The sequence below is a fragment of the Bacillus sp. TH13 genome (genome assembly GCF_016651175.1).
Lineage (GTDB): Bacteria > Bacillota > Bacilli > Bacillales > Bacillaceae_G > Bacillus_A > Bacillus_A thuringiensis_S.
In genome coordinates this window covers 651,267-662,753 of the sequence record NZ_JAEKEJ010000025.1, presented here as the reverse complement: position 1 = coordinate 662,753, position 11,487 = coordinate 651,267, and the positions used below count along the sequence as shown (strand labels likewise).

Genomic DNA, 11,487 nt, shown 5'->3' with positions numbered 1-11,487 from the left:
ATAGATGATGTAGTACTCACGTCTATACAACTAAAAAAAACTGTAATTTAAAGGAGATAAATTATCATGGAAAAAATCTTTAAAGTAACTAGCGACTCAGGAATTCATGCTCGTCCAGCAACTCTACTTGTAAACACTGCAAGCAAATTTGGTTCTGACATTAACTTAGAGTATAACGGAAAGAACGTTAACTTAAAATCAATCATGGGCGTTATGTCTTTAGGCATTCAACAAAACGCAGAAATTAAAATCACTGCAAATGGTGATGATGCAGCTCAAGCACTAGCAGCTATCGAAGAAACTATGAAAAACGAAGGATTAGGAGAATAATGACTCTTAACATTCAAGGGATCGCTGCATCAAGTGGGATTGCTATTGCAAAGGCTTTCAGACTTGAAAATCCTGAATTTAACATCGAAAAGAAATCAATTACAAATGAAGCTGCAGAAATTGCACGCTTAGACGCTGCGCTTGAGAAAGCAAAAACTGAATTAGAAGCTATTAAGGACCACGCATTTGCTGAGCTAGGTGCTGACAAAGCTGCGATCTTTGAAGCACATTTATTAGTGTTAAATGATCCAGAACTAGTAAACCCAGTAAAAGACAAAGTAAATAGCGAAAAAGTAAATGCTGAATTTGCAATGGATGAAGTTGCATCAATGTTTATTTCTATGTTTGAAAACATGGATAACGAATATATGAAAGAACGTGCTGCGGACATTCGTGACGTAACAAAACGCGTTCTTGCACATTTACTAGGAATTAACTTCTCAAATCCTGGTACAATTTCTGAAGAAGTAATCATCATTGCTGAAGATTTAACGCCATCTGATACAGCTCAGTTAAACCGTAAGTATGCAAAAGGTTTCACTACTGATATCGGTGGACGTACATCTCACTCTGCAATTATGGCTCGTTCTATGGAAATTCCAGCTGTTGTTGGTGCGAAAGTTGTTATGGAAAAAATCCAAAACGGCGATATCGTTATCATTGACGGTTTAGATGGAGAAGTAATTGTAAACCCATCAGAAGAAACTCTTCGTTCGTTTGAAGAAAAGAAAGCGAAATTTGAAGAGCAAAAAGCTGTATGGGCAAAATTAAAAGACCAAGCTACTGTAACAAGTGACGGACATCACGTTGAGCTTGTTGCAAATATCGGAACACCAAATGATGTACAAGGTATTATCGATAATGGTGGAGAAGGCGTTGGTTTATACCGTACAGAATTCTTATACATGGGCCGTGACAATCTTCCAACAGAAGAAGAGCAGTTCGAAGCGTATAAAGCAGTTCTTGAAGGTGTAAAAGAAGGTCAACCAGTTGTTGTTCGTACACTTGACATCGGTGGAGATAAAGAGCTTCCATACTTACATTTACCAAAAGAAATGAACCCATTCTTAGGATACCGTGCAATTCGCTTATGTCTTGATGAGCAAGATGTGTTCCGTACACAACTTCGTGCATTACTTCGTGCTAGCGTATACGGTAACTTAAAAATTATGTTCCCAATGATTGCAACTCTTGATGAGTTCCGTCAAGCGAAAGCGATTTTATTAGAAGAGAAAGCAAAACTTGTAGAAGCGGGTACTACTGTTTCTGATTCTATTGAAGTTGGTATGATGGTTGAAATCCCAGCTTCAGCGGTATTAGCAGATCAATTCGCGAAAGAAGTTGACTTCTTCTCTATCGGAACAAATGATTTAATCCAATACACAATGGCTGCAGACCGAATGAACGAACAAGTATCATACTTATACCAACCATATAACCCATCTATTTTACGTCTTGTAAAAATGGTTATCGATGCTGCTCATAAAGAAGGCAAATGGGCTGGTATGTGTGGTGAGATGGCAGGCGATTCACTTGCTATCCCATTATTATTAGGATTAGGTTTAGATGAGTTCAGTATGAGTGCAACATCTATTCTTCCTGCAAGAACACAACTAAGCAAGTTGTCAAAAGCAGAAATGGAGACATTAGCAGAAAAAGCATTAATGATGTCAACTGCTGAAGAAGTTGTTGAATTAGTTAAAAGCATATAATAGTAAAAAACCTGAGTCGATTTGAAATCGGTCTCAGGTTTTTTTATTACACATACCTTAGGTGATTTTATTGATTAAACTTCTCTTAAAGAGCAATTGCGATAACATCTTCTGGGCAAACACGTAGAATCCCTTCAAATCTATCGTCATTACGATTGTTTCCATTCTTATCATCTTTGTTGTTGTCTTTGTCGTTATCTCTTCTTAATGCAGAGAATAGAGCAATACCGTTACAGAACCCCTCAAAAACTAAATTGCGGAATGTTCCATTTCCTTTTAGTTTAAGAAGCGAAACTTCAGTGCCTATAGAAAGATTTGCAAGTACGTTACATACAGCAGGTCGTTGTGGTCTAATTTCTACTCTCTCTTTCTCACGATGGTTGTGCTCTCTTTCATGATGATGACAGTCTCTAAAGTTATCACAGCATCCAAATGATCCAAACATAATCCTCATCACCCCCTTCACACTTATAATCTATGTAAGTTCGGTAGTTAGTGACTGGACAGAGAGTGGAATTTTTTCTAGGGGATTTTCTCATTTTAAATGACTAGCTGGGTGTTTAGTATGGAATGATGTTTAAAATAGGGGGAATATAACAAAAAAATGTAAAAACCACCAAAATAAACGAAATGGGTAGCCTTTACACTTTTTTACTTTTATATAAAACGATGATATATACAGGAAGAGCTAGGAGTAGTGGTACAATGGATCGTGCAGTATGTTTTTCTGATTCTAATTGGAATGCTTCTTCTTTTGGGAATTGTAAAATGGAGATGTTTGCGGCATCACCAATAAAATATAGAAGCAGTACAGTTACTATGTAACATAAAAGTGCGATCAAGCTTCCGTATGAACTCAATGAAAATCCCTCTCTTGTTATCTATTTGTTATCATTGTATCATAATTGTAACAAAAACACACGGGTATATTTCAATACCTTAACAAAATTCGACACAAAACGTCACGTTTATTTATGATAAAGCAATAGAATATACTTTTCTATAAATATAAATGTCGAATGATTTGTAGTAATATTACAAAAGTATGACAGGAAATAAAAAAACGAAGGTAATGTAGTTACCTTCGTTTTTTATTATTTTGCCCACTCACTCACTTGCTCTACGCTCATACGTGGTGCAGGGTGGCCTTTTAAAGTTGATTCACCAATTGTAATAAGCATAATTGGAACGTAACGAGATGAAACGTTAAATTCGTCTGTCAGTGCTTGTGGATTGAAGCCACCAATAGCACAAGTATCCCAACCAGTTGCTTTAGCTGCAAGCATAAGTTGCATTGCTGCTAAAGATGCATTTGAAAAGGCAGCATCTCTCGGGAATTGTTCACGAGCATATGCAGATTCAATATTTTTAGCTAAGCGTTCTTTTGCTTCTTCTTTCATAAATCCTTGTTCTACAATTGGACCATACACTGGCTCAACATTTTTATAAGCTTCTAAATCACCTAAAATAGCGACTACTGCAGAAGCGTCAAGAATTTGTTGTTGGTTATAAGCTATTGGGTGTAATCGTTTTTGTACATCTTCACCTTGAAAAACAAGGAATTTCCAGTGTTGTAAGTTCCAAGCAGAAGGTGCTTGTGCTGCGGCTTTTAAAATCTCATGTAATTCTGTAGATGAGATTTCTTTATTTGGGTTGAATGCACGTGTAGATGTGCGTTCATATAGAACGTTAAAAAAGTTATCGTTTGTCATTATATATCCTCCAAATTGTATATGAAATTATCGGGAAAACTCAATGTATATTACTTACATTTTGTAAGTTGTCGAATTTAAGAATATAATATCTTTATTTTAATTGTCAAGTTTTAAGAAATAAGCTAGGGCATTCATACAAACGATATAATTCCTATAATCATACACTAAAAAAGGAATTTATAGAGTGAAAAGGGAAGATAACATTCTCAATTAGCTTGTTAATATGTATCTCTCACAAATTAATGTTTATTGGAGAACAGTCTTTTAAAAATGTTTGTGAGGAATTCAGTAGAACAAGATATATGAAGTGAGTGAAGACTAGTGATGAACATACTACATTTTTTATTAGAGAATACGGTTTTCCAAAATGTGTTACAAGATCTGCAGTTAAATGTCCTTTATATAGAAAATGGATGTAAGCATCAACAAACGATAGAAAATATCCATCCAAAATGTATGTTTATAGCAAATAGTTTTGAAGAGGGCGAACTATTATTTCAAAGAACAAAACCGCACATTATAATTATGTATGTAACAGATTATTCTCAAATCAAATATATAAAGAATATGTATACCCCGCAAAGTACATTCATTGTCATTTGGGATCAACAAATAACAAAAGAATTTACAGATGTACTTGCATTAGGAATACGTAATATTGTAATAGCCCCTGTAACTCCACAAGCAGTATTAGAAGAAGTGAATAAGAGTTTGTATCAACTTTCTTTAGTAAGGCAAGTTAGTTTGCAACAGGAATTGCTTCAAACGATGTTTGATTTTCAAAATGATTTATTATTTATAGTAGAAGATGATGAGATTGTTGATTGTAATACAAATTTTTTAACGTTTTTCGGATATGAAAATTTGTTTGCCTATCGTGAGCAACATTTAGTATTTGCTGAACATTTTATTAGAGAAAATGGATACTACTCGACGACGCATGATATAACATGGCTAGACGATACTTTATCAAGTGGTAGAAGAATTAAGATGTCAAATTATGAAGGGACAGTATCTACTTTTCTATTACGTGCGACACCATTGCCAGAAGATTTATCAAGATTTATTGTAAAGTGCACGGAAATTACAGAATTAGATGAAATTTATCAAGAACAAGAAAGACTTGCTATGGTAGATTCATTGACAGAGATTTATAATCGTTTAAAGTTTCAACAAATACTAGAGGTAGAGTGGGAAAAGGTAATACGTAGTGATGAGAAAATAGCAATCATTTTATTTGATATAGATAATTTTAAAACAGTTAATGACACATATGGTCATGATTTTGGCGATTTGGCATTAATACAACTTGCAGAGCTTATGAAATCTAAAGTGGAGCAGCAACATGTATTTGCAAGATGGGGAGGAGAAGAATTCATTATATTGGTGACAAATACAGTGGAAAAGGAAGCATTTCAAGTTGCGGAGTCATTACGATTCTTCATTGAAACAAAACAATTCACTGGAATTTCGAAGTTAACAGCTAGCTTTGGAGTTGCGTTATATGAACAAGGAACTACAAGAGAAGAGTTAATGCAACGAGCGGACATTGCTTTATATGAAGCGAAAAAAAATGGAAAGAATCAAGTATGTGTGTATAGAAAAGAAAAAATGTAATTTTTCGCAACAAATTGTTGCGATTTTTTTTTATTGTTTGATAATAGAATAGGGGGACAATTTTTAGCGAAGGAATTATGGAGGATCGACATGATAAAAAAAGTAATGATAATGGCTTCACTGTCTGCTATAGTTGGCGGCGGAGTATACTATTTTCTTGTTAGCCCCAATATAAAGGAAAACACAGTATTAACAACTAAGGTGAATCCTACTATTGAATCGGAAGTGCAAGGGAATATAGAAGAAAAAGAAGAGCAACAAATTGATTACGCTAGCATATCTCAAAAATTAGATCAATATTTAGTCGGAAAGCAATTTAATGGAACAGTTTTGGTAACAGATAAAGAGCATGTTATATTGAATAAAGGATATGGCTATGCTGATGTTCAAAATAAAATTGAAAATACGCCTCAAACAAAATATCGTATCGGTTCTATTACGAAAACAGTTGTTGCCACATCTATTTTACAGCTGCAAGAACAAGGGAAATTGAATATTCAAGATAATGTAAATAAATATATTCCTTCATTTCCGGAGAATAAAAATATTACGCTATATCATTTATTAACACATACCTCTGGTTTACCTGAACACGCAAAAGGCAATGTTAATGCTGCTTCCCGTTTACAGTTAATTAATTGGATTGGACGTCAAAATTTAGAATTTCCTGCAGGAACAGGTTGGAGATATACAGATTATAATTATATGGTGCTTGCTTATATAATAGAACATATATCGAAAAAACCTTTAGGAGATTACATAAAAGAAAATATATTTGTAAAAGCAGATATGCATGAATCCGGTATGGGAAATATGGTACCTGGAGATAAAAATTTTACAAAGGGTTATGTGAAAAAAGATCAAGAGCTTGTACCAGCACAGAAGTTAGGCATGGATTGGCTATATGGTTGTGGTGAGATGTATACGACAGTTGGAGATATGAAGAAGTTAGACGAAGCAATTATAAATGGAAAACTTCTTTCTGAACAAAGTATACAAGCAATGTTTTCACCTTCAGCAGAACGGAAATATGCATTTAGTTTTTATATATATCCAGATTATTTTCATAATCATGGTGTATTATCTGGTTGGAACACTTTCAATAATTTTAATAAAGAAAAAGGAATTTTTGTTATGTTATTTTCAAATGTGAAAAATAGTATGGATGATGACTTTAATAAAGAGTTCCGAAAGATGGTAAATGATTTATTAGAACAAAGGGGATGAGAAAATGGAACATAAAACTTTATCAATAGGTTTCATTGGTATTGGCGTAATGGGAAAAAGTATGGTTTATCACTTAATGCAAGATGGTCATAAAGTATATGTATATAATAGAACGAAAGCAAAAACAGATTCTTTAGTGCAAGATGGTGCACATTGGTGTGATACACCAAAAGAGTTAGTGAAGCAAGTTGATATTGTAATGACAATGGTTGGATATCCACATGATGTAGAAGAAGTGTATTTTGGTATAGAAGGAATTATAGAGCATGCAAAAGAAGGTACGATAGCAATTGACTTTACGACATCTACACCTACTTTAGCAAAACGCATTAATGAAGTTGCAAAAAGCAAAAAAATATATACGTTAGATGCACCTGTCTCAGGAGGAGATGTTGGTGCGAAAGAAGCAAAACTCGCAATTATGGTAGGTGGAGAGAAAGAAATATATGATAGATGCTTACCTTTACTTGAAAAGTTAGGAACAAACATTCAATTACAAGGACAAGCTGGGAGTGGACAACATACAAAAATGTGCAATCAAATTGCGATTGCTTCCAATATGATTGGAGTATGTGAGGCTGTTGCTTACGCGAAGAAGGCTGGACTGAATCCAGATAAAGTGTTAGAGAGCATTTCAACAGGGGCAGCAGGTAGCTGGTCATTAAGTAATTTAGCTCCTCGAATGTTAAAAGGAGACTTTGAGCCGGGATTTTATGTAAAGCATTTTATGAAAGATATGAAAATTGCTTTAGAGGAAGCAGAAAAATTACAATTACCAGTCCCAGGCTTAAGTATGGCGAAAGAATTGTATGAAGAGTTAATTAAGGATGGCGAAGAAAATAGTGGAACACAAGTATTATATAAAAAATATATAAGGGGGTAAACGAGGTGGACCTTCAAAAGTTTGATGAGATGATTGATACTGTACAGCGAGCTACTTGTATGAAAATTAATGAAAAACAAAAAGAAGCTTTTAAACAAAAGTATGATTTTGAACCAGAATTTGAATATGGAAGAGATGAGAAGGGGCATTATGTAATTCGAACCTCAAAAAAGATGTTAGAAGAAATGGAGTTTTATTTGGCATTGAAATATGATCGTGATGGAGTGGATCTTTATATGCAAGCTGAGATTGACGGTATATTTCATGTATCTGTTAGCTATGGTGAAGATGCCCTACATCTACAAGAATTGTTTCAATTTCTAGAAGAAAATAAATAAAAGTCCTCATTTGAGGACTTTTATTTATTTAGTCATCTTTAATTTTTATAATTATAAATTAGAAGCGCGGCGGCATCGTTCAACCGGGAATGGGATAATTTGTGCGATGTGATTAGGACCCAATTGTTTTGTACGAGCATGGCGTATTATATAAAAAGCACACAGAATTGAAACCGGAATAGCGCCGAATAAACCAAACAATAAAGCGCTTACACAAGATGCAACAAATCCTAAAACACCAATTTCTAACTCTTCCATAATAGCTCCTAAAATAACAGGAAATGCTCCACATGTAACTCCAAGTATAAGTGCGATAAGTAAGCTCATGATTATCCCCCTCTGTTTGCGATATTATTTTCCTTCTTAATTAATTGTAGTATATCATATACAAAACAGAATTTTCAGAAAAATTTCAATAAATATTCAAAAAATGTTCAAAAAATATACTTGAAAAATCAAGGTGTTAAATTTGTGATGAAGTGGTACTTTTGAGTAAATAAAAAATCAGGCTTATTTCAAAAATGAAATAAGCCTGTTCCATAGGAGGATGTATATATGTAGAGTGAATAAAAGTTTGGAAAAGGGGGTCCAAGTCCTTTTATTCAACTAACTACCTTAATAGATTGGAACCCAGCCTTCAGTTGTCACAAAAATACGAATAGATACAACTTGACGATCATCTTGCAAGGTAAAATAATGTCTTGCATTTTCAGGAACAGATATGAGATCGCCTGGCTCAAGTTCAACATCAAAGAATTTCCCATCTTTGCCTTCAATAGCGAAAATACCATGACCACTGACGATAAAGCGAACTTCGTCATCTGTATGATGATGTTCTTTTTGGAAATTAATTAATAATTCGTCAAGGTTAGGTGTGCTATTTGAAAGTGAAATTACATCATGTGCTTTATAACCTCGACTTGCTGAAACATCAGCGATTTCTTTTGAAAAAACAGCTAATATTTCAGCTTTGTTTTCATCTGTTAACGAATAATTTTCATTTAAATGAGTAGGAAGTTTAGAAATGTTCCATTTCTCATATAAAACGCCTTCCTCTTGTAGAAATTTAGATACTTCCACTTCATTTTCAATGCGAGTATTTACTTCATGAATACGAATTTGCGCCATTAGAAACGCCTCCTTGAATTGATAATAGTTTTATATGAAATTGGAATAAAAACTCATAAGCTTCTAATCTTTTCTTTGCATCAAAGCTATCTCGGCCCCATACGGTAATACCGTGGTTACGGATTAATACTGCTCCTGAATCACCTTGTATATGCTTTCGGAAGTTTTCTCCAAGCGTTGGGATATGGGCATGGTTTTCGATAATAGGAATGTTAATTGTTGCACCTTCTTCCCAAATATCGAGAGCTTTAATAATTTCTTGATTTTGAAGGGTGACTGCATCATTATATAAATTTGTGATAACATTGTTATCAGTTGTATGAACATGAAGTACGCACCCGGCATTTGTATTGTTATAAATATGTGTATGCAATATTGTTTCTGCTGACGGGCGTAATTCAGTCTCTAATACGGGAACCCCTAGATAATCTACTAATAGAAAATCATCTGGAGTAGTTTTTGTTTTATCTTTACCACTTGCTGTAATAAGAAAAGTAAGTGGCTCATGACTAACCTTTATAGAAATATTACCACTCGTTGCTGGAAACCAATTTCGTGTTGTTAATTCTTTTTTTATCTCGCTTAAGTCATACCATTGACGAAAAAGTTGTTTCATGATTTCACCTCCAACAAATGTTTTAATTCATTTTGAATATCATGGAATGTTTCAAACGGTGTATAAGCAATATAATTCTCTTCACACTTTGTAATAAGGAAGTCACGAGCAAATACTTTATCTGCTTGTTTCGCAGCTTGTAAATCAGTAATTGAATCTCCAATCACAATATGGAAGTCATTCGTATCACTCAATTTACGGATGAGTGATGATTTACATAATCCGCAATGATTTTGACAATGATGATCACAAGGATGAGGCCAATTCACCGTAATGTATTCATTTGAAAAATCTGTTTCATTACAGTAAATTTGCTCTTTTGGAATGAGTCCTTGTAAGAGTGGATAGACGAAGAAATCCATTCCACCTGATATAACGTAAAAAGAAATATTATTTTCCTTTACGAATTGTATAAATTCATGAAAGCCACTGCGAATTTCGGCAGTTTCTTTTAAAAATTGAATTATATTATCGCGCAGATGAGTAGGTATCAATTGAAATAATTGAGAAACACCCTCTTGAATAGATAGCTCTTGTGATAAAATTCTATTTTTTACTTCTTCTGCTTCTGGTGGAGCGAATTTTTCCATAATGGACATAATGTTATCATTATTTGTAATCGTACCATCGAAATCACAAAACACTTGAATACTCATAACTTCACCTCATGAGAGGGGTTTCCCCATATTTGTAGTGCGCTATGTAAATTAATTTCATCTACTTCATGGAGTAATTTACCTTGCAAAGTAGCTGTAATTGCAGTACGGAAAGCTTTACCACCGCCTTGCGCTCCATACGGATGCCCATGTATCCCGCCGCCGGCATTAATAACAACATCTTTACCGAAATCTTGCAGAATAAAAGGAACGAAACCAGGATGAATACCCGCAGATGGGACAGAAAAACTTTTCTTGAAAAATACATCTTCCTCAGTTAAATATTTTGAAATGCTGAGAGCTTCTTCTTTTTCTAATGCAACGCTTCCGTACGGAGACGGGAATAAAGAAAAATCTGCACCAGCATAACGTAGTAGCTTTCCAAGTAATAATGGAGATGAGATTCCATATAACTGTGAGGCTGAATAAGCACCACTTACAGCAGGGTGTGCCATAATAGGAACTGAAATTTCATCATCTTCTGCAAGTGATTGTAGTACATCTAGTCCGTAAGCAAATACGTTAAATAATAGAATATCAGCTCCAGCTTGCACTGCACGTTTCGCATTTTCTTTTAAATCAAAAGTTCGTCCTGTTAAATTTACGGCATATAACGTTTTATGTCCGTATGTTTCATATACGGATTGTAAAACTTCTTTTCCAGATACAATGCGTTTCGTAAGTGGTGTTAATGCATTTTCAAATAATATTTCATCATCTTTTACTATATCTACACCACCACTTGCTTGATCACGTAATTGCGTTTTTAAATACCCAATATTTCGTCCAATCATTCCTTTAAAAATACTCATTAAAAGGGGACGATCATGCACTTGTAAAAGGTTTCGAATACCATCTATCCCGAATTTTGGACCAGGAAAATGTTTTTTTAACTCGTCTGAAAAAGTTAAGTCAATTAATTTTACTTCGCCATCAAGGGATAGCTTTCCAAATGTAGTCGTTAAAATTGCTGGTAAATCTGGACTGAAGTTTAATAACGGATATTCGATTTTAATAATTCCGCGTTTTACTTTTTTACGTAAATACGAATTCGTATGTTCATGTTCAGCTAATTCCTCAATATGAATGACGTTGCCTTTATGTTGCTTTAATTGTTCTTGCAATAATTGTGGCAAATGAGTCCAAGAGCCAATTGTTAAACCAAGTGCAATTTGCTCAGCCTTTTTTTCTAAGTTATGTGAATCATCATGGATTAAATACGTCGCTATAATTCCGCTCATTGTTATAACCTCCTAGTTAAATAA

The 11,487-nt window shown here is 34.2% G+C and carries 14 protein-coding genes; 6 read left to right on the top strand and 8 right to left on the bottom strand.

The features are described from left to right. Nucleotides 1–66 precede the first annotated feature (66 nt). Nucleotides 67–330 (top strand): phosphocarrier protein HPr, encoded by a 264-nt coding sequence (ptsH, locus tag JFU02_RS11570; protein ID WP_000411080.1) that lies wholly within the window; start codon nt 67–69, stop codon nt 328–330. Continuing rightward, on the top strand, nt 330–2,042 hold the full coding sequence (ptsP, locus tag JFU02_RS11565; RefSeq protein WP_061666337.1) for a phosphoenolpyruvate--protein phosphotransferase: 1,713 nt from the start codon (nt 330–332) through the stop codon (nt 2,040–2,042). Before ptsH ends, ptsP begins: the two co-directional genes overlap by 1 nt. A gap of 85 nt (nt 2,043–2,127) precedes the next feature. On the opposite strand, the gene JFU02_RS11560 is transcribed toward ptsP, so the two are convergent. The 3 genes from JFU02_RS11560 to JFU02_RS11550 all read right to left on the bottom strand — a co-directional run bounded on the left by JFU02_RS11560 (nt 2,128) and on the right by JFU02_RS11550 (nt 3,754). Next, nucleotides 2,128–2,487: a DUF3915 family protein gene (locus JFU02_RS11560; RefSeq protein WP_000468022.1), complete on the bottom strand. Its 360-nt coding sequence runs from the start codon at nt 2,485–2,487 to the stop codon at nt 2,128–2,130. Nucleotides 2,488–2,683: 196 nt separating this feature from the next. Then, entirely contained in the window at nt 2,684–2,902 is a 219-nt protein-coding gene (locus JFU02_RS11555; RefSeq protein ID WP_000100493.1) for a hypothetical protein, read from the bottom strand. A gap of 234 nt (nt 2,903–3,136) precedes the next feature. Continuing rightward, nucleotides 3,137–3,754, bottom strand: a complete 618-nt coding sequence (locus JFU02_RS11550) for a nitroreductase family protein (RefSeq protein ID WP_000180387.1) — start codon at nt 3,752–3,754, stop codon at nt 3,137–3,139. A 327-nt stretch (nt 3,755–4,081) separates the two neighbouring features. Between JFU02_RS11550 and JFU02_RS11545 the strand changes: the two genes are divergently transcribed. The 4 genes from JFU02_RS11545 (at nt 4,082) to JFU02_RS11530 (ending at nt 7,822) form a co-directional block, all read left to right on the top strand. Then, nucleotides 4,082–5,374 (top strand): GGDEF domain-containing protein, encoded by a 1,293-nt coding sequence (locus JFU02_RS11545; RefSeq protein WP_001023184.1) that lies wholly within the window; start codon nt 4,082–4,084, stop codon nt 5,372–5,374. Nucleotides 5,375–5,464: 90 nt separating this feature from the next. Beyond that, nucleotides 5,465–6,601 carry a serine hydrolase gene (locus tag JFU02_RS11540; RefSeq protein ID WP_000592894.1) on the top strand — a complete coding sequence of 379 codons (1,137 nt, stop codon included), beginning with the start codon at nt 5,465–5,467 and terminating at the stop codon, nt 6,599–6,601. A gap of 4 nt (nt 6,602–6,605) precedes the next feature. Continuing rightward, nucleotides 6,606–7,484 carry an NAD(P)-dependent oxidoreductase gene (locus JFU02_RS11535; protein ID WP_000400425.1) on the top strand — a complete coding sequence of 293 codons (879 nt, stop codon included), beginning with the start codon at nt 6,606–6,608 and terminating at the stop codon, nt 7,482–7,484. Nucleotides 7,485–7,489: 5 nt separating this feature from the next. Continuing rightward, complete coding sequence (locus JFU02_RS11530) at nt 7,490–7,822, top strand: DUF3909 family protein (RefSeq protein WP_000365616.1); 333 nt, start codon at nt 7,490–7,492, stop codon at nt 7,820–7,822. A gap of 51 nt (nt 7,823–7,873) precedes the next feature. Here the strand turns inward: JFU02_RS11530 and JFU02_RS11525 are convergent, their stop codons facing one another. The 5 genes from JFU02_RS11525 to mtnW form a co-directional block, all read right to left on the bottom strand. Beyond that, a complete protein-coding gene (locus JFU02_RS11525) occupies nt 7,874–8,149 on the bottom strand; it encodes a hypothetical protein (protein WP_000054662.1) in 276 nt (91 codons plus the stop codon). Between the two features lie 288 nt (nt 8,150–8,437). Beyond that, on the bottom strand, nt 8,438–8,950 hold the full coding sequence (locus JFU02_RS11520; protein WP_201071069.1) for a 1,2-dihydroxy-3-keto-5-methylthiopentene dioxygenase: 513 nt from the start codon (nt 8,948–8,950) through the stop codon (nt 8,438–8,440). After that, nucleotides 8,928–9,566, bottom strand: coding sequence for a methylthioribulose 1-phosphate dehydratase (locus tag JFU02_RS11515; RefSeq protein WP_000811345.1), 639 nt, complete (start codon nt 9,564–9,566; stop codon nt 8,928–8,930). The genes JFU02_RS11520 and JFU02_RS11515 overlap by 23 nt, the downstream gene beginning before the upstream one ends. After that, complete coding sequence (gene mtnX, locus JFU02_RS11510) at nt 9,563–10,222, bottom strand: 2-hydroxy-3-keto-5-methylthiopentenyl-1-phosphate phosphatase (RefSeq protein WP_000027471.1); 660 nt, start codon at nt 10,220–10,222, stop codon at nt 9,563–9,565. Before mtnX ends, JFU02_RS11515 begins: the two co-directional genes overlap by 4 nt. Then, on the bottom strand, nt 10,219–11,463 hold the full coding sequence (gene mtnW, locus JFU02_RS11505) for a 2,3-diketo-5-methylthiopentyl-1-phosphate enolase (RefSeq protein ID WP_061666339.1): 1,245 nt from the start codon (nt 11,461–11,463) through the stop codon (nt 10,219–10,221). Before mtnW ends, mtnX begins: the two co-directional genes overlap by 4 nt. Nucleotides 11,464–11,487 lie beyond the last annotated feature (24 nt).